This window comes from Geodermatophilus sp. SYSU D00525 (assembly GCF_054050475.1).
In genome coordinates this window covers 1-21182 of the sequence record NZ_JBJGZK010000033.1, presented here as the reverse complement: position 1 = coordinate 21182, position 21182 = coordinate 1, and the positions used below count along the sequence as shown (strand labels likewise).

General features: G+C 77.2%; 19 protein-coding genes and 1 pseudogene. 10 read left to right on the top strand and 10 right to left on the bottom strand.

The window, feature by feature from the left end:
* The first annotated feature begins 153 nt into the window (after positions 1 to 153).
* Entirely contained in the window at positions 154 to 606 is a 453-nt protein-coding gene (locus ACI796_RS20570) for a DUF309 domain-containing protein (RefSeq protein WP_456943076.1), read from the top strand.
* 59 nt (positions 607 to 665) lie between these two features.
* On the opposite strand, the gene ACI796_RS20565 is transcribed toward ACI796_RS20570, so the two are convergent.
* Both ACI796_RS20565 and ACI796_RS20560 read right to left on the bottom strand, forming a co-directional pair.
* Positions 666 to 3866, bottom strand: a complete 3201-nt coding sequence (locus tag ACI796_RS20565; RefSeq protein WP_456943075.1) for a BTAD domain-containing putative transcriptional regulator — start codon at positions 3864 to 3866, stop codon at positions 666 to 668.
* A gap of 37 nt (positions 3867 to 3903) precedes the next feature.
* Positions 3904 to 4275 (bottom strand): annotated as a pseudogene (locus ACI796_RS20560) (CPBP family glutamic-type intramembrane protease); the annotation flags it as partial.
* A 704-nt stretch (positions 4276 to 4979) separates the two neighbouring features.
* On the opposite strand from ACI796_RS20560, the gene ACI796_RS20555 reads away from it, so the two are divergent.
* From ACI796_RS20555 to ACI796_RS20540, 4 genes are all read left to right on the top strand, one after another.
* Positions 4980 to 5366: a hypothetical protein gene (locus ACI796_RS20555; protein WP_456930142.1), complete on the top strand. Its 387-nt coding sequence runs from the start codon at positions 4980 to 4982 to the stop codon at positions 5364 to 5366.
* A gap of 35 nt (positions 5367 to 5401) precedes the next feature.
* Complete coding sequence (locus tag ACI796_RS20550; RefSeq protein WP_456943074.1) at positions 5402 to 6892, top strand: malic enzyme-like NAD(P)-binding protein; 1491 nt, start codon at positions 5402 to 5404, stop codon at positions 6890 to 6892.
* Between the two features lie 88 nt (positions 6893 to 6980).
* A complete protein-coding gene (locus ACI796_RS20545; protein ID WP_456943073.1) occupies positions 6981 to 7850 on the top strand; it encodes an Fpg/Nei family DNA glycosylase in 870 nt (289 codons plus the stop codon).
* A gap of 59 nt (positions 7851 to 7909) precedes the next feature.
* Positions 7910 to 8911, top strand: coding sequence for a LacI family DNA-binding transcriptional regulator (locus ACI796_RS20540; protein WP_456943072.1), 1002 nt, complete (start codon positions 7910 to 7912; stop codon positions 8909 to 8911).
* A 3-nt stretch (positions 8912 to 8914) separates the two neighbouring features.
* Here the strand turns inward: ACI796_RS20540 and ACI796_RS20535 are convergent, their stop codons facing one another.
* Positions 8915 to 10150 carry an MBL fold metallo-hydrolase gene (locus ACI796_RS20535; protein WP_456943071.1) on the bottom strand — a complete coding sequence of 412 codons (1236 nt, stop codon included), beginning with the start codon at positions 10148 to 10150 and terminating at the stop codon, positions 8915 to 8917.
* 99 nt (positions 10151 to 10249) lie between these two features.
* Between ACI796_RS20535 and ACI796_RS20530 the strand changes: the two genes are divergently transcribed.
* Positions 10250 to 10420, top strand: a complete 171-nt coding sequence (locus tag ACI796_RS20530; RefSeq protein ID WP_456943070.1) for a hypothetical protein — start codon at positions 10250 to 10252, stop codon at positions 10418 to 10420.
* A gap of 72 nt (positions 10421 to 10492) precedes the next feature.
* On the opposite strand, the gene ACI796_RS20525 is transcribed toward ACI796_RS20530, so the two are convergent.
* The gene (locus ACI796_RS20525; RefSeq protein ID WP_456943069.1) at positions 10493 to 11731 is read right to left on the bottom strand and encodes a Rieske 2Fe-2S domain-containing protein; all 1239 of its coding nucleotides are present in this window, start codon (positions 11729 to 11731) and stop codon (positions 10493 to 10495) included.
* 162 nt (positions 11732 to 11893) lie between these two features.
* On the opposite strand from ACI796_RS20525, the gene ACI796_RS20520 reads away from it, so the two are divergent.
* Positions 11894 to 12289, top strand: coding sequence for a DUF485 domain-containing protein (locus tag ACI796_RS20520; protein ID WP_456943068.1), 396 nt, complete (start codon positions 11894 to 11896; stop codon positions 12287 to 12289).
* Positions 12279 to 13922: a solute symporter family protein gene (locus ACI796_RS20515; RefSeq protein WP_456943067.1), complete on the top strand. Its 1644-nt coding sequence runs from the start codon at positions 12279 to 12281 to the stop codon at positions 13920 to 13922. Before ACI796_RS20520 ends, ACI796_RS20515 begins: the two co-directional genes overlap by 11 nt.
* A 70-nt stretch (positions 13923 to 13992) precedes the next feature.
* Here ACI796_RS20515 and ACI796_RS20510 read toward each other — a convergent pair whose 3' ends face one another.
* From ACI796_RS20510 to ACI796_RS20500, 3 genes are all read right to left on the bottom strand, one after another.
* Positions 13993 to 14247 carry a hypothetical protein gene (locus ACI796_RS20510; protein ID WP_456943066.1) on the bottom strand — a complete coding sequence of 85 codons (255 nt, stop codon included), beginning with the start codon at positions 14245 to 14247 and terminating at the stop codon, positions 13993 to 13995.
* Between the two features lie 109 nt (positions 14248 to 14356).
* On the bottom strand, positions 14357 to 15217 hold the full coding sequence (locus ACI796_RS20505) for a manganese catalase family protein (protein WP_456943065.1): 861 nt from the start codon (positions 15215 to 15217) through the stop codon (positions 14357 to 14359).
* Between the two features lie 190 nt (positions 15218 to 15407).
* Positions 15408 to 16154: a sensor histidine kinase gene (locus tag ACI796_RS20500; protein WP_456943064.1), complete on the bottom strand. Its 747-nt coding sequence runs from the start codon at positions 16152 to 16154 to the stop codon at positions 15408 to 15410.
* A gap of 59 nt (positions 16155 to 16213) precedes the next feature.
* Here ACI796_RS20500 and ACI796_RS20495 point away from each other — a divergent pair, with 59 nt between their 5' ends.
* Positions 16214 to 16906, top strand: a complete 693-nt coding sequence (locus ACI796_RS20495) for a response regulator (protein ID WP_456943063.1) — start codon at positions 16214 to 16216, stop codon at positions 16904 to 16906.
* A 106-nt stretch (positions 16907 to 17012) separates the two neighbouring features.
* Here ACI796_RS20495 and ACI796_RS20490 read toward each other — a convergent pair whose 3' ends face one another.
* Both ACI796_RS20490 and ACI796_RS20485 read right to left on the bottom strand, forming a co-directional pair.
* A complete protein-coding gene (locus ACI796_RS20490; protein WP_456943062.1) occupies positions 17013 to 18521 on the bottom strand; it encodes a PH domain-containing protein in 1509 nt (502 codons plus the stop codon).
* Positions 18518 to 19036, bottom strand: a complete 519-nt coding sequence (locus ACI796_RS20485; protein WP_456943061.1) for a PH domain-containing protein — start codon at positions 19034 to 19036, stop codon at positions 18518 to 18520. The genes ACI796_RS20490 and ACI796_RS20485 overlap by 4 nt, the downstream gene beginning before the upstream one ends.
* Positions 19037 to 19117: 81 nt before the next feature.
* Between ACI796_RS20485 and ACI796_RS20480 the strand changes: the two genes are divergently transcribed.
* Positions 19118 to 19426, top strand: coding sequence for a rhodanese-like domain-containing protein (locus ACI796_RS20480; RefSeq protein ID WP_456943060.1), 309 nt, complete (start codon positions 19118 to 19120; stop codon positions 19424 to 19426).
* A gap of 9 nt (positions 19427 to 19435) precedes the next feature.
* Here ACI796_RS20480 and ACI796_RS20475 read toward each other — a convergent pair whose 3' ends face one another.
* Positions 19436 to 21052, bottom strand: a complete 1617-nt coding sequence (locus ACI796_RS20475) for a long-chain fatty acid--CoA ligase (RefSeq protein WP_456943059.1) — start codon at positions 21050 to 21052, stop codon at positions 19436 to 19438.
* Positions 21053 to 21182: the final 130 nt, after the last annotated feature.

The window sequence follows — 21182 nt, the reverse complement described above, 5'->3', positions numbered from 1 at the left end:
GGACCGGTCGCGAACGACCGCGGGTCGGTGCGGGGGCGGCTCCGTGCAGGGGCCGTCCTCGGCTGACATCCATGCACTACACGGCGCCTGTGACAACCCCCGGGCCGGAGGACGCACCGCGCCGCCGTCCGGTGTTCGCGCGAGGATCGCCCGGTGGACTCCTCCCGGGACCGGGACGCCGCGGGGCGGGCGCGCAACGCCCGGCCCCGCGACGCCCTCGGCCGCCCGCTGCCCCGCGGGGCGGTGGGCGAGGAGCGCGCGCCCGAGGGGGTGCCGCGCACGCCGGACGAGGCGCTGACCGAGGCGCAGCGGCTGCTCGACGCCGGGCGCCCGTTCCACGCCCACGAGGTGCTGGAGGACGCCTGGAAGGCCGCGCCCGGGCACGAGCGGCAGCTGTGGCGGGGGTTGGCTCAGCTCGCCGTCGGGCTGACCCACGCAGCCCGCGGCAACGCGCGCGGCGCCGCCCGGCTGGTCGAGCGGGGCGCGGGCAACGTGGCGCCCTACGCGGCCGCGCCGCCGCACGGGATCGACGTCGCCGGGCTCGTGGCCTGGGCGCGCGGGCCGCTCGCCGCGGACCGGCCGTTCCGGCTGCGCGGCCCCGCCTGACCCTCGTGCACTCCCGCGGAAGTGCGCGGTGCGCTTCCGCGGGAGTGCACGGGACCGGGTCAGCCGTGCTCGGCCAGCAGTGAGCGGGCGCGGGCGGCGAACGGCGCGAACCCGAACGCGTCGCAGATCTCCAGCGCCCGCCGCAGCTCCGCCGCCGCGCCCGGCCGGCCGAGCAGCCCGAGCACGCCGCCGCGGTAGAGCGCGGTCGGGCCGAGGACGGTCGTGCCCGCCCACAGCACCACCACGGTGTCGCCGTAGCCCTCCAGCACCGGCAGCTGCGAGGCGGCCAGGTCGCGGTCGCGCAGCTCCAGGGCGGCGTCGGCGAGCAGCACGGCCCGCACCGGCTCGCGGGCGCCGTGCGCGGGGAACGCGAGCCACCGCTCGACGACGGCGCGCGCCTGCTCCCGCCGCCCGGCCTGCGCGTGGGCCAGCGCGAGGACGGACAGGAACCCGGCGTCGACGGTCGCCGCCAGGTCGACGACCTCGGGCACCAGCGCGCCCATCCGGCGCTCGTGCCAGGCGGCGATGCCCTCGATCGTCTGCCGGGACATGCGGGTGACGTCGGCGGCGGCCGGGGAGGTGGTCGGCGCCTCGCGGACGGCGGCGTCGGCCAGCCGCCGGGCGCCCTCGGCGTCCCCACGGGCCAGCGCGAGCCCCGCGGACCACCAGGCGTCCAGCTGCAGCAGGTCGCCGTCGCCGCGCCGGGTGGCCAGCTCGGTGAACCGGCGGGACACCGCCGCGGCCTCGTCGGCCTGCACCGTCTCGGTGAGCGCGCAGCGCAGCAGGTGCAGGGCGGTGGCCTCGGCGGCGGGGTCGCTCCCCGACTCGCGCAGCAGCGCCCGGGCCAGCTCCACCCGCTCCGCCGCGTGCGCCGGCGTCCAGTCGGCCACGAACCGGGCCACCCGCGCCCGGGGCCGCGCGGACGGCACGTCGCCGGCCGCGGCCAGCGCCCGGTCGGCCAGCTCCCGGCCGCCCGCCTCGCCGGTGGAGGACCGCTGCACCGCCAGCGCGGCGAGCACCGCCGAGGCCAGCTCCGGCGGCAGCGCGTCGGCGCCGGCCGCGGCCTCCTCCAGCAGCGCGACGTCGGTGGCCGCCGGCGCGCCGACCGAGGCCCAGTAGCCGCCGAGCCCGCCGCCGGCGGAGGCGACGGCGGCCCGGGCCAGCCGCGGCGCGTCGCCGACCCCGCGGGCGAGGTCCGCGGCCGCGCGCAGCGCCGCGCCGCTCTCCTCCAGCAGCCCCAGCCGGCGCAGCGCCCGGCCGCGCACCAGGTGCAGGTCCGCCGCCAGCGCCGCCTCCCCGGGCGGGACGTGCGCCAGCCCCCGGTCGGCCAGCGCGGCGGCCTCCTCGACGCCGGCCCGGTCCAGCGCCTCCCGGGCGGCCCGCAGGCACGCGCGGGCGGCCGCCGGGTCCGGCCCGCCGGCCGCGGCCTCGCTGCGGTGCACGGCGATGGCGCCGGCCGCGGTCGCCGCCGCGGGCCCGGCCTCCAGGACGTCGGCCGTCCGGCCGTGCACGCGCGCCCGCTCGACCGGCCCCAGGTCGGCCAGCAGCACCTCGCGCACCAGGTCGTGCGCCACCCGCACCCGGCCGGGGGAGGTCTCGACCAGCAGGCCCGCGGACAGCGCCGTCGTCACCCCGCCGTCGTCCCCGGACAGGACGGCGGTCAGCAGCCCGACCGGCACGTCCCGGCCCGCGACGGCGGCCGCGGCCAGCGCCTCGCGGGCGGGCGCGGGCAGGGCGGCCAGCCGCAGCCGGACGACGTCGCGGACCCCGGCGGGCACGGCCTCCCCGGCCGACGGCGGCAGCGCGGCCAGCTCGGTGACGAAGAACGGGTTGCCGCCGGTGCGCTCGGCCAGCGAGGCGACGACGGCGCCGGCCGGGGTGTCCCCGCGCAGCCCGGTCACCAGGTCGGCGACCTCCTCGGCGGCCAGCCCGGCCAGCCGCAGCCGGCGCGCGCCGGGCAGCCGGGCGGCCAGGCCCAGCACGCGGGTGAGCACCGGGTCGGCGGTGGCCTCCTCGCGGCAGGTCACCGCCAGCAGCAGCCGGCTGCCGTGGAGCTGGGAGAGGACCACCTCGAGCACGTGCAGGGAGTCGCCGTCGGCCCACTGCAGGTCGTCGAGGACGACGAGCAGCGGCCGCTCGGCGGCGAGGGCGCGCAGCCGGCGGGCGGTGTCCAGGCCGAGGGCGAAGCGGGCGCCGGTGTCCGCGCCGAGCGCCGCCTCGGGCAGCCCGCCGAGCACCTGCTGCCAGGGCCAGTACGGCGGCGCGCCGCCGATCTCGGCGCAGCGGCCCCAGCGGACGGCGGCCCCGGCGCGGGCGGCGAAGGCCTCGACCAGCCGGGTCTTGCCGATGCCCGGCTCGCCGGTGACGACCACGGCGGTGCCGCGGCCGGCGTCCGCGGCGCCCCACGCCGCCGCCAGGGCGGCCAGCTCGCCGGGCCGGCCGACGAAGCCGTCCCCGGCCGGCGCCTCCCGCGGCGCGGGCACGGGGGCAGGGGTCCGCGCCGGGGCGGCCAGCGCCGCGTCCTGCCGCAGGACGGCGGCCTCGACGTCGCGCAGCTCGGCCGAGGCGTCCAGGCCCAGCTCGTCGGCGACCCGCTCCCGCGTGCGGCGCAGCACGTCGAGCGCGTCGCCCTGCCGCCCGGCCCGGTACAGCGCCCGGGCCAGCAGCGCGGCGGTGTGCTCGCGCAGCGGGGCGACGGCGGCGGCCGCGGTGAGGTCGGGCACCAGCTCCGCGCCCGCGCCCAGCGCCAGCCGGGCCTCGGCCAGCCGCTCGACGGCGACCAGCCGCAGCTCCTCCAGCCGCGCCACCGCCGGGACGACGTCCTCCACGTCGGCGACGTCGGCGTACGGCCGGTCCTGCCACAGCGCCAGCGCCTCGGTCAGCAGCCGGGCCGCCTCCCGGTCGTCGGCGGCGGTGCCGGCGGTGACCAGGTCGGCGAAGGCGTGCGCGTCGACGGCGGTGCGCGGCAGGACCAGCGCGTAGCCGTCGCCGCGGGTGACCAGCACGGCGGCGTCGCGGGCGCCGCGGCCGGGGTCGAGCAGCCGGCGCAGGCGGCTGACGTGGCCCTGCAGGGTCGTCGTGGCGGTGGCCGGCGGGGCGCCGCGCCACAGCCGGTCGGCCAGCGTCGCGGCCTGCACCGTCCGGCCCTCGGCGGCGGCCAGCAGCGCCAGGACCTCGGCGGGCCGGCGCCCGCCGAGGTCCACCGCGGCGCCGTCGCGGAGCAGCCGCGTCGGCCCGAGCACGTCCAGCCGCAGGTCCACGGCCGGGGAGGGTAGGTGGTCCGGGCCCTCCGGGGGCTCAGGCGGCTCCCGTGCCGCCGTCGGGGGACCGGCGCAGCGGCGCCACCCGCCACCAGGCGAGCGCGGCGAGCAGCAGCGTGACGGCCCCCGCGGCGCCGGTCTCCGTGGAGAACCACTCGGTGGGCCCGCTGTCGGCGGTCAGCGGCGCGAGCACGTGGTAGAGCAGCGCGTTGAGCACCGCGTGCGCCAGGACGCCGGGCCAGATCCCCCAGCGCAGCTGCATCGAGGCGAGCACGGCCCCCAGCGAGGTGGTGCCCACGGTCAGGCACAGCAGCGCGAACGGCACCGGGATCCCGGCGGGCGCGCCGCCGAGGAAGAGCACCAGCGGCCAGTGGAACAGCGACCAGGCCAGCCCGCTGACCAGGACGACGGCGCGGGCCGGCGACCTCGGCCAGGCGCTGCACCAGCAGCCCGCGCCAGCCGACGTCCTCGAACAGCGCGAGGGCGACGTAGGGCAGGACCAGCACGGTCAGGCCGAGCGCCACCGTCGGCGTGAGCCCCTCGGAGGCGAAGCCGGCCAGCCCGATGGCCCAGAGCAGGCCGCCGGCGGCCAGCGTCGGCAGCAGGGCCCACAGCCAGGCGGTGCCGAGGCTGCGCCACGACGTCCGGCGGAAGCCCCAGCCGGGCCGGCGCAGCGTCCCGGCGGTCACCAGCCGGGCGAGGACGGCGGCCAGCAGCGGGATCAGCGCCTGGCCGAACAGCAGCGCCTGGATCAACGGCGGTTCCTGGTCGACGTGCGCGACGTCGGCGTCCGCGGCCGCCGCGACGGCGGTCGTCACGGTGAGCAGGCCGGCGGTGGCGCCGAGGAAGACGCCGATCTCCCGCCACGGCGACGGGCGGGCCGCGGGCGCGGCCGGCGGGGCGGACGGGGACGGGGCGGACAGGGACGAGGCGGACAGGGACGAGGCGGACAGGGACGAGGCGGACAGGGACGGGGCGGTGCTCATGGCGGCTCCAGGGGAGGTCGGTCTCGATCGGCGCCCACCGTCGGGGCCGGGGCTGGTCGGGGGCTGGTCGGCCGCTGGCGGGGGCGGGACCAGCGGCCCACCAGCGCACGGGCGCACCGTGCGGGGCATGGAGCCGCTCGACGCCGTCCCCCCGCCCGGCCGTCCCGCCGCCGAGGCGGTGACCGTCCCGCCCGGCTGCCCGCCGCGCCGCCTCGTGGCCCGCGGGGCCGACGTGGTGCTCGTCGTCACCGCCGGCTGCCCGCTGGTCGCGGTCGGCTCCGCGCCGGCACGGCCGCGCCCGCCCGGGTCGGCCGTCGTCTGCCCGCGGGGCGTGCCCTGGTCGGTGGCCGGCGGGGACGCCGCGGCGCGGGTGGTCGTCGTCGCCGTCCCGGCCGGGCCGCAGGCCGCCCTGGCCACGCTGCTCGGCCCGCCGCCGCTCGACGGCGCCGCGCTGGTGGCGGCCGCGGCCGACGGCGGCCTCGAGGTCGTGCTGGAGCCGATCCCCGGCGGCTGAGCGCGGGCCGCGCCCGGCGGTGTCACGATCGGGGTGTGAGCAGCGACACAGCAGCGGACCCGACCGCCCTCGGCGAGCCGGCCGCCGTCCCGCGCGGGCCGGTCACCTCGGCCTCCTACTCGATCACCGTGCGGCTGACCGCCGACGGAGACCCGGCGAGCATCGGCCGGATCGCGACGGCGGTGGGCGAGGCCGGCGGCGCGGTGACCGCCATCGACGTCGTCGACTCCCGGCCCGACGGGCTGACCGTCGACGTCACCTGCTCGGCCGCCGACGCCGCGCACTCCGAGGAGATGGTCACCGCCCTCGGCGCCGTGCCCGGGGTGGCCGTGCGCAAGGTCAGCGACCGCACGTTCCTGCTGCACCTCGGCGGCAAGCTCGAGGTGGCCTCCAAGGTGCCGCTCAAGACCCGCGACGACCTGTCGATGGCCTACACCCCCGGGGTGGCGCGGGTGTGCCTGGCGCTGGCCGAGCACCCCGAGGACGTGCGTCGGCTGACCATCAAGGGCAACACCGTCGCCGTCGTCACCGACGGGTCGGCCGTCCTGGGCCTGGGCGACCTCGGGCCCGGCGCCGCGCTGCCGGTGATGGAGGGCAAGGCGGCACTGTTCAAGCGGTTCGCCGACATCGACGCCTGGCCGATCTGCCTGGACACCCAGGACGTCGACGAGATCGTGCGCACCGTCGAGCTCATCGCCCCCGGCTTCGGCGGCATCAACCTCGAGGACATCGCCGCGCCGCGCTGCTTCGAGATCGAGGCGCGGTTGCGCGAGCGGCTCGACGTCCCGGTCTTCCACGACGACCAGCACGGGACGGCGATCGTGGCGCTCGCCGCCCTGCGCAACGCCCTGCGCGTGGTGGACAAGCAGCTGGCCGACGTGAAGACCGTCGTCGCCGGGGCCGGCGCGGCCGGGACGGCGATCGTCAACCTGCTGCTCGCGGCCGGCGCCGGGCAGGTGCTCGTGTGGGACCGCGAGGGCATCCTCTCGCCGGACGACGAGCGGCTGTCCCCCGCCAAGGCCGACCTCGCGCGGCGCACCAACCCCGCCGGCGTGCGCGGCGAGCTGCCCGACGCGCTGGCCGGCGCCGACGTGTTCATCGGGGTGAGCGCCGGCAACGTGCTGCCGGTGGAGGCGCTGGCCGCGATGGCCGAGCGGGCGGTGGTCTTCCCGATGGCCAACCCGACGCCGGAGGTCGACCCGGTCCGGGCCCGGCAGCACGCCGCCGTCGTCGCCTCGGGCCGCTCGGACCTGCCCAACCAGATCAACAACGTGCTGGCCTTCCCCGGCGTCTTCCGGGGGCTGCTCGACGCCCGCGCCACCGAGATCAGCACCGGGATGCTGCTGGCCGCGGCGGGGGCGCTGGCGGCAATCGTCCGCGACGACCAGCTCAACGCGAACTACATCATCCCGAGCGTGTTCGACCCGGCGGTCACCCAGGCCGTGGCCGCCGCGGTCGCCGACGCCGCCCGCGCCGAGCCGGGCGCCACCGCCACGGTCACCGACCGGACGTCGTTCGTCGGCTGAGCCCCGTGCGGAGGTGGCCCGTGCACCTCCGCGGAAGTGCACACGACCGGGGACGACGGGAGGCGGCGACGGCGGGGATCATGGCCGGGTGCCCGAGTTGCCCGAGGTGGAGGCGCTGGCCGCGTTCCTCCGCGAGAACGCCGTCGGCCGGGTGGTCGCGCGCGCCGACCTGACCGCGCTGCAGGCGCTCAAGACGTTCGACCCGCCGCTGTCGGCGCTGGCCGGCCTGGAGGTCACCGGCGCCGCCCGGCACGGCAAGTTCCTCGACCTCGACGTCTCCGGGCTGCACCTGGTCGTGCACCTGGCCCGCGCCGGGTGGCTGCACTGGCGCACCGGCCTGCCCACCGCGCCGCCCAAGCCCGGCAAGGGCCCGCTCGCGCTGCGCGTCCACCTGGCATCTGAGGACGGGACGCCGTCCGACGGCTTCGACCTCACCGAGCAGGGCACCCGCAAGAGCCTCGCCGTGTACCTGGTCCGCTCGCCGTCGGAGGTGCCCGGCATCGGCCGGCTCGGTCCCGACGCCCTCGCCGTCGACCGCGAGCAGTTCGCCGCGCTGCTGGCCGGGCGGCACGCGCAGCTCAAGGGCACGCTCACCGACCAGACGGTGCTGGCCGGTGTCGGCAACGCCTACTCCGACGAGATCCTGCACGCCGCCCGGCTCTCGCCGTTCAAGATGGCCGACAGGCTCACCGACGACGAGCTGGTCCGGCTGTACGACGCGCTGCGGGCCACGCTCACCGACGCGCTCGAGCGCCAGGTCGGCCAGGCGGCGGCGACGCTCAAGGGCGAGAAGCGGTCGGGGCTGCAGGTGCACGCCCGCACCGGCCTGCCGTGCCCGGTGTGCGGCGACACCGTCCGCGAGGTCAGCTTCGCCGACACCTCGCTGCAGTACTGCCCCACCTGCCAGACCGGCGGCAAGCCGCTGGCCGACCGGCGGATGAGCAAGCTGCTGCGCTGAGAGCGGTCCCGGCCCGCCGGGGGGTCCCGCCGGCGCCGCCGCGGTGGTACGACGGCCGGGTGCGCGACGCCCCGCCCCCGACGGTGACCCTCGAGCACGTCGCACGGGCCGCGGGCGTCTCGCGCGCGACGGTGTCCCGGGTGGTCACCGGCAGCGGGCCGGTGTCCGCGGAGACCCTGACCCGGGTGCGCGCCGCCGCCGAGGCGCTCGGGTACGAGGCCGACCCGGTCGCGCGCGCCCTCGCCAGCGGCACCGGCACGCGGGTCGTCGTCGCCGTCACCGGCACGTCGGACGGGATCCTCGAGTGCGAGTACACGGCTCGGCTGGTGACCGCCGGCGCCCGGGTGTGCACGCCGGCGGGGCTCGGGATCGCCGTCCGCCGGCTGCCGCTGCGGGCTCCGGGCGCCGAGCTCGACGCCCTGGCCCGGGACCGCACCGTCGGCGGGGTCGTCCTGGTCAACACCACGCACGAGCTGCTCGCCGCCGTGCCGCGGGCGCTGCGCGGCCGGGTGGTGTCGATCGGGGTGGGCAGCGCGGACGTCCCGTCCTTCGACGTGGACGGCGCCGGGGCCGCCGCCGCGTCGGTGGCGCACCTGCTCCGGTCGGGACGCCGGCGGATCGCGATGGTCACCGGCCCGCCGTGGCTGCCGTGCGCGCAGCGCCCGGTCGAGGCCTACCGCGCGGCCGTCGCGGCGGCCGGGCTGGAGGCGCGCACGGTGCCCGGGGGCTTCGACACCGCGGCGGGGGAGGCCGGGGCCGAGGAGGTGCTCGCCCGCTGGCCGGACACCGACGCGGTCCTCGCCGGCTGCGACGAGGTCGCCCTCGGCGTCCTGGCGGTGCTGCGCCGGCACGGCCGGGAGGTCCCCGGCGACGTCGCGGTCGCCGGGTTCGACGACGTCCCCGTCGCCGGGGTCACCGGGCTGACGACGGCGACGCACCCGGTGGAGCGGATCGCCGGCGCGGCGGTGCGGGCCGTGCTCGCCCGCGCCCCGCTCACCGCGTCGACGGCCGGGGAGACGGTGTTCTTCCCCTCCGAGCTGGTCCTGCGCCGCAGCGCCTGAGCATCAGCCGAGCCGCAGCGCCATCAGCCGGGAGAGCACCCGCGCGAGCACGGTGCCGCCCACGCCGGCGTCGTCGTGCCGGGCGGGGCCGGCCTCGGCCGAGCCGACCGCGGTCCACCAGTCCTCCAGCGGCGGCGGCGCCAGGACGTCGACCCGCTGGCCCGGCCGCGGCACGAGCACCGGCACGCCCGAGCGCCCCGCGGCGGCCAGCAGCCGCTGCACCGGCTCGGCCCAGCGGTGGAAGGCCAGGTTGAACGTGGCCCAGTGCACCGGCAGCAGCACCCCGCCGCCGAGGTCGCCGTGCGCGCGCACCGCCTCCTCGGGGTCCATGTGGATGTGCGCCCAGGCCTCGTTGTAGGCGCCGATCGGCATCAGCGTGAGGTCGAAGGGGCCCAGCCGGGCGCCGATGCCGGCGAAGGCGGGGGTGTAGCCGGTGTCGCCGCCGAAGAAGACGCGGTGCCGCGGCCCGGCCACCACCCACGACGACCACAGCGTGGTGTCGCGGGTGAGGTAGCGGCCGGAGAAGTGCCGTGCCTCGGTGCAGGTGATCGTCAGGTCGCCGACCGTCGTCGCGCCGTCCCAGTCCAGCTCGACGACGCGGTCCTCCGGCACGCCCCAGTGGCGCAGGTGCACGCCCACGCCCAGCGGGACGACGAACGGCGCGTCCTGCTGCTCGACCAGCGCCCGCACCGTGGGCAGGTCCAGGTGGTCGTAGTGGTCGTGCGAGATCAGCACGGCGTCGACGCGGGGGAGGGACTCCAGCGGCGCCGGCGGCTCGTGCAGCCGGGTGGGGCCGAACACCGGCGACGGCGAGACGCGGTACCCCCACACCGGGTCGACCAGCACGCGGGCGCCGTCGACCTCCAGCAGCGCGCTCGAGTGCCCGAACCAGGTGACGGCGAGCTCGCCGGCCTCGGCCGGGACCTCCGGGCGGGCCAGCGGCACCGGGCGGGCGGGCAGGCCCACGTGCCGGTCGTCGTGCCACTGCCGGAGCAGGCCGCGGCGGGCGTTGGGCGGCGGCAGGGTGGGCGTGGGCAGCGTGTTGTGGAACTTGCCGTGCGACCACTGCGGCGAGCCGGCCACGGTGGGCCGGATCTCCCGCCGGCCGGCGCCGATCGCCGTGGGCAGGCCCCACAGCGCGCGGGCCAGCCAGCCCGCGGGGAGGGCCAGGGCGGCGGCGGTCAGGGCGGTGCGGCGCGCTCGTTCTCGGCGCGGGGCGGGCGACGGCACGACGTCCATGCTCCCAGCCGGGCCCGGGCGGCCGCCGCGACCCGCGTCACCGTCCCGGTCGCCGTACCGTCGGCCCTGCGCACGTCGGCCCTGCAGCGAGGAGGCGGGATGTCCCAGGAGGAGGTCCGGCCGCGCCCGGCGGGTGGCACCGGTCCGGACGACGAGGGCGGGGACCCGGCGTGCTGGCTGACGCGGGTGTGCCCGGCGTGCGGGCGGCTCGCCGACGAGGACCCGCCCACCCGCTGCCCCGCGTGCGGCGAGGAGCTCGAGCCGGCCTGACGGGCCCCGGCTCGCGGTGCCCGCCCTCACGCCGTGCGGTGGGGGCGGGCACCACACGGTGAGGCCGGTGCCTCAGCGGCCGGCGGCGAAGTCGGCGAGGGCGCGGCGCAGCGCCAGGCCGTGCCGGTCGGCGCGCACGTGCAGCTCGTCGCGCGCCGACAGCGGCAGCCCGGTGCTCCCCAGCTGCGCCTGGAGCTCGAGGTCCTCGGCCAGCGCCTGCTGCGCGCGGGTGACCTCGGCGGCCACGACGTCCGGCCCGGGCAGCGGCTCGCCGTGCCCCGCCCGCAGCAGCAGGCAGCCGTAGACGCGGGTGGAGTCGGCGTCCTCGGGCTGCAGGAGGAACAGCGTCGTCGTCGCCGCGCCGGACGCCGGGGACTCCACCCGCCGCCGCAGCTGGAACGGCGCGCGGTGGACGGCGGTGGCCACCGTCGCGCCCTGCCCGCGCACGCTCGTGAACCCGCCCGGCTCCGGCGTCACCTCGGGCGCCGGCGCGTCGTCCTCGGGACCGCCGTGCACGAACGGGCCGTGCGTGGGATCGAGGAGGGCGTCGGCCAGCGGCCCGGCCGGGCCGGGCGAGCGCACCGGCGCCAGCCAGCCCCGGACGAAGCGCCGGTCGCCGTCCTCGGGCACCTCGAGCGGGACGTCGCGGGGCTCGGCCGGCGCCAGCCAGACGACGCCGAACCGCTCGCGGACGCCCCACGCCGGCGGGTCGGCCGACAGGCCGTCCGCGCCGCGGGACAGCGCCCAGGTGCGGCCGAGCAGCCGGACCTGCAGCCAGCCGCCGGGCCGCAGCTCGCGGGACAGCGCGACCGGGTGCCAGGCGTGCTCCAGCGACGGGTCGAGGTTGCCGAACACCGGCCCCGGCGGCGGCCCGGGGGCCGGGGCGGGCTCGGGCAGCGGCTCGGCGGCGGGGACCGGCGGGAGGGCGACGGCGGTCGGCTCGGGCGCCAGCCAGACCCAGCCGTGCCGCTCCTCGACCGCCCACGGCACCGGGAGGTCCGCCCGCGGCGGCGCGCTGCCGTCGGGCCCGAGGGAGGGGACGTCCACGCAGCGGCCGTCGGCGTCGAACCGCCAGCCGTGGTACGGGCACTGCAGCCTGCCCCCGACGACGGTGGCCGCCGCCAGCGGGACCAGCCGGTGCGGGCACCGGGCGGGGAAGGCGCTGACCTCCCCGCCGGGCCGCAGCCGGACGACGACGTACGCACGCCCGCCGGCGCCCACCGGCACCGGCGTCGTCCCGACCTCGGTGGCGCGGGCCACCGGGAACCACCCCGTCGACCGTGCGGTCGACGTCCCTGCCGTCGCGGTCATGTCCCCAGTGCACCGCCGGCGCACTTCCACGGCGTTACGGCGGTCGGAAGCTCAGGTCACGGGTTGGCACCGAAAGTTTCGCCGGTTTCCGACCCCACCGGCCCCGACCTATGGTGAGCGCCGTCACACGTCCGGAACAGGTCGACACGAGGGGGCACAGCCGTGACCGAACCCGCCGAACGGCGGTTGCTGACGCCGGAGGAGTACCGGCAGGCACAGGACTCGCCGGAGTTCACGGAGCTGCGCAGGCGCTTCCGGGCCTTCGCGTTCCCGATGACCGTGGCCTTCCTGGCCTGGTACCTGCTCTACGTCCTGCTCTCCACCTACGCGCCGGACTTCATGGCGACCCGGGTGTTCGGCAACGTCAACATCGGGCTCCTGCTCGGGCTCGGGCAGTTCCTGTCGACGTTCGTGATCACCCACCTGTACGTGTCGCACGCCAACCGGCGCACCGATCCGATCGCCGACGAGATGCGCGAGCGGCTCGAGCACCACGAGTACGCCACCGGCCGCCGCGGTGGCCCCGACCTCGGGAAGGGGGCCACGCGTGCCCGCTGACGTGCTCGCCGCCGACGCCACCATCGGCACGCCGGCGCTCAACATCGGCATCTTCGGCGCGTTCGTGCTGGTCACCCTGGTGATCACCTTCCGCGCCAGCCGGAACAACAAGAGCGCGGCGGACTACTACGCCGCGGGCCGCAACATCAGCGGCACCCAGAACGGGCTGGCCATCGCCGGCGACTACCTGTCGGCGGCGTCGTTCCTCGGCATCGCCGGGGCGATCGCCGTCTACGGCTACGACGGCTTCCTGTACTCGATCGGCTTCCTCGTCGCCTGGCTGGTGGCGCTGCTGCTGGTCGCCGAACTCATGCGCAACACCGCCCGGTTCACGATGGCCGACGTCCTGGCCTTCCGGATGCGGCAGGGCCCGGTGCGCACCGCCGCGGCCATCTCCACGCTCGCGGTGTCGCTGTTCTACCTGCTGGCGCAGATGTCGGGCGCCGGCGGGCTGGTGACCCTGCTGCTGGGGGTCACCGGCGAGGCCGCGCAGGCGCTGGTCGTGGTCCTCGTCGGCGCGCTGATGATCATCTACGTGCTGGTCGGCGGCATGCGCGGCACGACCTGGGTGCAGATCATCAAGGCCTCGCTGCTGATCGCCGGCGCGCTGGTCATGACGCTGTGGGTGCTCGGCGAGTTCGGCTTCAACCTGTCCTCGCTGCTCGGCGCCGCGCAGGACAACGCGGTCGAGGGCCGCGACGTCCTGGCCCCCGGGGCGCAGTACGGCGCCACCAGCACCTCGAAGCTGGACTTCGTCTCGCTGGGCCTGGCCCTGGTGCTCGGCACGGCGGGCCTGCCGCACGTGCTGATGCGCTTCTACACCGTGCCGACGGCGAAGGACGCCCGTCGCTCGGTGGTCTGGGCGATCTGGCTGATCGGCATCTTCTACCTGTTCAGCCTGGTGATCGGCTACGGCGCCGGCGCCCTCGTCGGGGCGGACACCGTCCTCGGTGCCCCCGGCGCGGTCAACTCCGCCGCCCCGCTGCTGGCCTTCGAGCTCGGCGGCACGGTGCTGCTCGGCATCATCGCCGGCGTCGCGTTCGCGACGATCCTCGCGGTGGTCGCCGGCCTGACGATCACCGCGTCGGCCTCGTTCGCGCACGACGTCTACGCGTCGGTCATCAAGAAGGGCAACGTGCCGCCCAACGGCGAGGTGCGGGTCGCCCGCATCACCGCCGTCGTCATCGGCGCGATCTCGATCGGCCTGGGCATCCTCGCCCTGCAGGCCGGGCTGAACATCGCCTTCCTGGTGGCGCTGGCCTTCGCCGTCGCGGCGTCGGCGAACCTCCCGACGATCCTCTACACGCTGTTCTGGAAGCGGTTCACCACCCAGGGCGCGCTGTGGTCGATGTACGGCGGCCTGATCGCCTGCATCGTGCTGATCGTCTTCTCGCCGGTGGTGTCGGGTGCGCCGGTCAACCCGGCCACCGGGCTGTCCCCGTCGCTGTTCCAGGACGTGGACTTCCACTGGTTCCCGCTGAACAACCCCGGCATCGTGTCCATCCCGCTGTCGTTCTTCCTCGGCTGGCTGGGCACGGTCCTGTCCAAGGAGAAGCCGGACCTGGACAAGACCGCCGAGCTGGAGGTCCGCTCCCTCACCGGGATCGGTGCCGAGAAGGCCGTCGCCCACTGACGGGTCGCCGACCGAGCACGGCACCAGCCGAGGCGCGCGTCCCCGTCAGGGGGCGCGCGCCTCGCGCGTGTCAGGCGGCGCGGGCAGGGGCGGCCTCGGGGAGGGGGACGTCGGGCAGCGCGGCGTCGACCGTCGCCACGGCGGCCGCGGTCGTGGGGGTGGCGCGGCGGGAGCGGCGCACCGCCCAGCGGGTGACGAGGGCGGTGAGGACGACCAGGCCGGCCAGGGCCTCGCGGACCGATCCGGTGGTGGCGCCGGCCACGGCGACGGCGAGCGCCGTGGCGTAGACCGCCGTCAGGACGGCGGCGGGAGCAGGCAGGTGCACGGGGACCTCCGGGGACTGCCGTTCGCGGGATGCACCCCGCCGGCCGGCGGCCGGGCTGCGGGAGCCCGGCCGCCGGCGCGGCGACGGCGCGGTGGTCGGGGTCAGCGGCTCACTTGAGCAGGTCCTTGGCCTTCTGCAGCATCGTGTGGGCCTCGGTCTGCGGGGTGCTGTAGAGCCGCGGGTCGCCCGGGGGCAGCGTCGGGGCGTCGGCGGTGGCCTCGATCGCCGCGGCGCGGAACTCGCTGCGGCCGTCGATCGAGGGGCCGGAGGCCCAGCGGCCGTTGGCGGCCTCGGGACCGTCGGAGGCCTGGATGAACGTGTAGCCCAGGTCGCCGACCTCCTCGTCGAGCGGGAAGGCCTCGGGCACCGGCAGCCCCTCGAGGCCGTCCTCCTTGAGCTGCTCGATGGCGGCCAGCCACTGCTGCTGGTGCATGTGGTCGCGGGTGATGAGGAACCGCAGCAGGTCCTTGACGCCCGGGTCGTCGGTCATGTTGTAGAGCCGGGCGACCTGCAGCCGGCCCTGCATCTCGGCCGTGGCGTTGTACATGAAGTCCGCGTACAGGTTGCCGCTGGCGGTCACGTACGCGCCGGTCCACGGGTTGCCCATGCTGTCCATGTAGGACGCGGCCTGGCCGTTCTGGATCAGGTGCTGCGGGTTGTGCTGCCCGTAGCCGGCGGCGGCCTCCTTGGTGCGGTCGGCCGAGTCGGGCTTGAGCGGCGCGTGGTCGAGCAGCCGGTCGATCATCGTGATGATCATCTCGACGTGCGCCAGCTCCTCGGTGCCGATCGAGAGGAGCATGTCCTTGTACTTGCCGGGCAGCCGGCAGTTCCAGCCCTGCAGCAGGTACTGCGTGGCGACGGTCATCTCGCCCCACTGACCGCCGAGGACCTCCTGCATCTTGCGGGCGAAGTCCGGGTCGGGGCCGTCGGGCTTGGCCTCGTACTGCAGGGCGTGGGTGTGCGTGAACACGGGCTCTCCCTCACTCGGCTTGCGTCGTCGCGCCGCCGCCGCTGCGGCGACACCCCGGATCTGCCCGCGTCCGGTGGCCCGCCCGTGCCGTCCCGTGGCCCCCCGGTGCCACGTCGTCCGTGCCGTGTCTCCCGTCGGCCGTGTCTCCCGTCGGTCCACCGGCCGACACCGCGGCCGGGTGCCGTCCCCCTCACCGGTCGGGGAGCTGGACGCAGAGGGTGAGCCCGGCGTCGGAGGTGGCCCAGACGACGGCGCCCCCGAGGTCGTGCGCGTGCCGCTGCACCGACCACAGGCCGAGGCCCGTGAGGTCGACCGGCGGCGCGTCGTGGCGCAGGTACTGCACGACCCGCTCGGGGCGCGCCACGTCCTGGGTGAGCGCCAGCCGGACCCAGCCGTCGCGGTGGACCACCGTCAGCAGCACCGCGGCGCCGTCCCCGTGCCGGTGGGCGTTCTCCAGCAGGTTGGTGAGGATCCGCTGCACCCGGGCGTCGGCCACGGTCACCCCGGCGGCGCACTCCTGCACCGCCAGGGTCAGCTGGCGCAGCGGCAGGCCGGAGGCGGCCACCGACGCGCGGAGCACCTCGCCGAGCAGCCGGCCCCCGGGGGGCCGCCGCGTCGCCCCGCCGGAGGCGTCGGCGGTGCGCAACATCGAGGACAGGTGGGCGGTCTGCGCGCGGGCGAGCTCCAGCAGCTCCCCGCGCTGCGCGGGCTCGCGGTCCAGGGAGCCGAGCAGCGCCTCCAGCGAGGCCAGCGGGCTCTGCATGTCGTGGCACATGGCCCGCAGCAGCGCGCCCTCGGGTGTGGGGAGCGGCTCCTGGCCCGCCCGCGGGCCGCGGGCGGCGCGGACGAGGTGGTCGCGCACCACGCGGGCCAGGTCGGGGAGCAGGCGGCCGGAACCGGACCGGGCGGTACGGGGTGTGTCGGGGGCGAGGGTCACGGGCACCTCCGGGTGCGGAGGGTCCGGTGCGCCGGGCGCACCGGACCGGGAGGAGGGTCGTGGGATCGACCGACGCCGGGGCTGGGCGTCAGGGCTACGTGGACGTGGTCGTCGTCGACGACCACCCCCTGTTCAGCCGGGGGCTGTCGCTGCTGCTCCCCGGGGTGAGCGACGGACGGGTGCGCGTCGTGGCTACCACCGACGACGCCTCCGCGGCAGCCGCACTGGTGCGCCGGCACCACGCCGACGTCGCCGTCGTGGACCTGCACATGCCGCCCCCGGGCGGCGTGCGGGCGATCGCGGCGATCCGCCGGGCCGACCCCGTGGTCCGGGTGGTGGCGCTGTCCGGGCTGGCGGAGGCCGACGCGGCGCTGGAGGCGCTGCGGGCGGGCGCGGCGGGCTTCCTGCCCAAGAGCGCCGACCCGGAGCACCTCGTCCGCCCGCTGCTGGCAGTGCTCGACGGCTGGTCGGTCGTCCCCGAGGCGCTGCTGCGCCGGCTGCTCGACGATGCCGCGCCGACCGGCGAGCAGACCGTGGCCGGCCGGCTGACCAGCGACGAGCGCCGGCTGTGGCGGCTGGTGGCCGACGGCACGAGCACCGTCGACATCGCCACCACGCTGCACGTGTCCGAGCGGACCGCCAAGCGGCTGGTCGCCTCGCTGCTGCGCAGCCTCGGGGTGGCCACCCGCGTGGAGGCGGCCGCGCTGGCCGGCCGCGTCGGGCTCGGCAGGGAGACCGGCGGGCTGCACTGAGCGGGCGTGCCGCGGGGCGGCGGTCATCGAGCGCCGGGCTACCCGGGCCGATGATCGACACTCCCGCGTTCCGGTGAACTGGCCCCGACGGGCCAGCGATCCACCGTCAGCCGGCCGGGCGGGGCGCTCCCGTGCCGGGCGCGGTGGCCCACGGTCCCGACGCGGCGGCGGTGAACGCCGCGACGTCGTCGGCGGCCATGTCCACCGCGGCGTAGCCGCCGCTGCCCGCCCCGACGCAGGCGACGACGGTGGCCAGGCCCGCGCGCCGCTGGAACCAGGTCTGCCGGACCTGCCAGCCGACGACGGCCCGCCGCTGCAGCACCGCCTGCTCGCGCACCAGCAGCCCGCTGCGCACGGTGAACGAGCCGGCCCCGGTGGCGTGCCCGAGCGCGGCGTAGCGACCCAGGCCCAGCGGCACGCCGAGCACGGTGAGCACGATCCCGGCGGCGAGCACGCCCCAGGAGCCGGTGAGGGCCGTCAGCACGGCCCCGGCCGCGGCGACCAGCAGCCCGGTGGCGACCGCGCGGACCACCGCCCGCCGGCGGGCGGCGTGCGGGTGCGGCGTCAGCGGGCCCGGGTCGTCGACCAGCAGGCCGAGCAGCCGCACCGCCTCCTCGCGCGGGCCCAGCGGGAACAGCTGGCCGCGCCGGCTGGCCGCGCCCAGGCCGGTGACCAGGGCGTTCACCCGCGCGGCGCGCACCAGCCGCATGCCCAGCCCCTCGGCGAGGGTGCCGCCGCGGATCCGGTCCACCTCCAGCTCGGTGTGCCGCCGGGTCACCAGCCCGCGGACGGCGACCAGCGAGCCCCCGCGGCGGACCAGCCGGAAGCCCCAGTTGACCACCGCCGCCCCGGCGACCGCCCCGACGGCGAGCAGCACCACCGCGGCCACCGCGGTGACGACGAGGACGCGGACGTCGGTGAGGTCGGGGCCGTCGAGGTCCGGGCGCAGGTCCCGGGGCAGCTCCTGCAGCAGCCGCGACAGCGCGCCGACCGCGGCCAGCGGCACCGCCAGGTAGCTGGCGACCAGCGGCGCGTACAGCAGCCAGCGCCGGTCGAACCGGGCCAGCTCCTGCTCGGCCGGCTCCTCCGGCGGCGGGGCGGACGGGTCCGCCCCGGGCAGCGGCGCCGCGGCCCGCCGGTGGGTGAGCACCGAGGCCCGCAGCCGGTCGCCCTCCGCCCGCGGGACGCCGTCGACGACGACCTCCTCGTCCCCGCCGGTGAGCGTGCCGGCGGCGGCGTCGACGCGGACGCGGACCAGCCCGAACAGCCGGTGCAGCGCCGGCGCCTCGACCTCCACGCCGCGGATCCGGTCGTTGGGCACCGTGCGCACCGACCGCGCCAGCAGACCGCGGGTGACCACCACCGCGGACGCGGTGTCGAGGTAGGTGGTCCGCCACCACGTGAGCGCGGCGAACAGCAGCGACAGCGCCGTCACCGTCGCCACGAGCGCGACGACGACCCCGGGCCCGTCCACGCCGACCGCGGCGACGACGGGGATCGCGGCCGGCACCACCTGCCGGGCCTGGCGGAAGGTGACGGTGTGCACGAGCACGACCAGCGGCGAGGTGCGCCGCGGGGCGGTGAGCCCGGGCGCCGTCAGGACCGGGTCCGTCACGTGGCCTCGTCCCGCACCTGCTCGGCCCGGCGGGCCAGGTCGTCGGCCACCCGCTCGGCGACGGCGACCTCCAGGTGCGGCACCCGGACGGTGCCCTGCGACGAGGCGGTCAGCACCGCGACGCTGGCCAGGCCGTAGAGCTGCTGCAGCACGCCGCGGGTGACGTCGACGGTCTGGATGCGGGCGACCGGCACCAGCGTCCAGGTGCGGCTGAGCCAGCCGGTGAGGGCGTGCACCGCGTCCGCGGTGACCTCCCAGCGGTGCACCCGGTAGCGGATCCACGGCCGCACGCCGATCGCCACCACCGCGTACACGACGACCAGCACCGGCAGCAGCCACCGCAGCACCGGCACCGGACCGCCCACCGACGCCGGCACGGCCAGCAGGAGGACCCCCACGACCACGCCGTAGACGAGCGTGCCGACGACCCCCTGGGTGACCCACAGCCAGATGGCCGAGCGCGACAGCGACCAGGCCGGCTCGCGGACCGGCGGCGCGGGGGGAGCGGACGTCACGGCCCGATCCTCCCAGCCCGCCGGTGCGGCAGGGCCCCACCTGGGAGGATGGGGTGCGTGATGCCGCAGCAGGTTCCGACCGTGTCCGCCGTCGAGGTGCCCGAGGACGCCGCGCTCCTCGACGTCCGTGAGGACGGCGAGTGGGTGGCCGGGCACGCCGAGGGCGCCACGCACATCCCGATGGGCGACGTCCCGGCCCGGCTCGACGAGGTCCCCGACGGCGACCCGGTGTACGTGATCTGCCGCAGCGGCGGGCGCTCGGCGCGGGTCGCCGCGTGGCTGAACCTCAACGGCTACGACGCGGTGAACGTCGGCGGCGGCATGGGGGAGTGGGAGGCGGCGGGCCGGCCCCTGGTGAGCGAGACCGGCCGGCCGCCCTTCGTCCGCTAGGACCCCGCCTCAGGACCTGGGCTCGTACTCCGCGAAGCGGGTGCGCAGGTCCTTCTTCGAGAACTTGCCGACGCTGGTCTTCGGGACCTCGTCGATGAACTCGACGGCGTCGGGCATCCACCACTTGGCCACCAGCGGCCGGAGGTGCTCGAGGATCTCCTCCTCGGTCGCCTCCTCGCCCTCCTTGAGGACGACGCAGGCCAGCGGCCGCTCGTCCCACTTCGGGTGCGGGATGCCGACGACCGCGGCCTCCTTGACCTTCGGGTGGCTCATGATCGCGTTCTCGAGGTCGACCGAGCTGATCCACTCGCCGCCGGACTTGATGAGGTCCTTGGTGCGGTCGGCGATGCGGATGGAGCCGAAGGGGTCCATCGCCGCGACGTCGCCGGTGCGCATCCAGCCGTCGTCGGTGGTCAGGACGACGCCGGCGTCGGGGTTGTAGTAGTCCTTCGCGCACCACGGGCCGCGGACCTGCAGCTCACCGGTGGCCTCGTCGTCCCAGGGCTGCGGCTCGAGGCTCTCGGCGTCGACGATCCGGGCCTCGACGCCGAGGAACGGGATGCCGGCGCGGGCCCGCTGGTCGGCCTTGGTCGCCTCGTCGGCGTCGGCGTACCGCTTGGGCAGGACGCCGGAGGAGGCGACCGGGTGGGTCTCGGTCATGCCCCAGGCCTGCAGGATCGGCAGCCCGACCTGCTCGCGGTAGGCCTCCGACAGCGCCTTGGGCACAGCGGAGCCGCCGCAGCCGATGTCGCGCAGCTTGTGCGGCTTGCCGGCCAGGTGCGGCAGCACGCCCTGCCAGATGGTGGGGACGCCGGCGGTGAAGGTGACGCCCTCCTCGACGATCAGCTTGGCCAGTGCCTCGGGCTGCATCATCGGCCCGGGCATGACCAGCGAGGCGCCGGCGGCCGGGGCGGCCTGGGCGATGCCCCAGGCGTTGGCGTGGAACATCGGCACGACCGGCATCGCGACGTCCTGGATGCCCAGCCCGAAGGCGTTCGGCTGCATCACGCCCATGGTGTGCAGGAACGTCGAGCGGTGGCTGTAGACGACGCCCTTGGGGTTGCCGGTGGTCCCGGACGTGTAGCACATCGAGGCGGCGCGGTTCTCGTCCTCGACGTGGAAGTCGACCGGCTCGGCCTCCGCCAGCAGCGCCTCGTAGTCCAGGACGCGCGGGTCGTCGGGGATCTCGTTGTCGCCGCCGTCGTCCATGACGACGACGTGCTTGACCGTCTTCATCGTGTCGACCAGCGGCCAGAACAGCGGCAGGACGGTGCGGTCGACGAAGACCACCTCGTCCTCGGCGTGGTTGGCGATGTAGGTCAGCTGCTCGGGGAACAGCCGGATGTTGAGGGTGTGCAGCACCCGGCCGGTGGCCGGCGCGGCGAAGTACAGCTCCAGGTGCCGCTGGCTGTTCCAGCCGAACGTGCCGACCCGGCCGTCCTCGCTGACGCCGAGGGTGTCGAGGACCCCGCCCAGCCGGCGGGTCCGCCCTGCCCACTCGGCGTAGGTGCTGCGCACCGGTCCGGTCGGGCTGCCGGTGACGATCGTCCCGTCGCCGTAGTGCTGCTCGACGTGCCGGAAGATCGCGTCGATGGTGAGGGGGAAGTCCTGCATGAGCCCGCGCATGGCGGCATCGTGCCAGTGACCGCGCTCACGATCTACCGGGAGGCCGCCGTTCCAGCTCCCGCAGGGCGTCGGCGCCGACCCAGCGCGCGCCGGGGCCTCCCGACCGCAGGTCCCGCGCCGTCGCGACGGC

Bases quoted from the DNA above. Each gene is read 5' to 3' on its own strand.
- ACI796_RS20530 (WP_456943070.1), top strand. From the start codon at position 10,250: ATGTCCCAGGAGGAGGTCCGGCCGCGCCCGGCGGGTGGCACCGGTCCG.
- ACI796_RS20535 (WP_456943071.1), bottom strand. From the start codon at position 10,150: ATGGACGTCGTGCCGTCGCCCGCCCCGCGCCGAGAACGAGCGCGCCGC.
- ACI796_RS20475 (WP_456943059.1), bottom strand. From the start codon at position 21,052: ATGCGCGGGCTCATGCAGGACTTCCCCCTCACCATCGACGCGATCTTC.
- ACI796_RS20525 (WP_456943069.1), bottom strand. From the start codon at position 11,731: ATGACCGCGACGGCAGGGACGTCGACCGCACGGTCGACGGGGTGGTTC.
- ACI796_RS20555 (WP_456930142.1), top strand. From the start codon at position 4,980: ATGGAGCCGCTCGACGCCGTCCCCCCGCCCGGCCGTCCCGCCGCCGAG.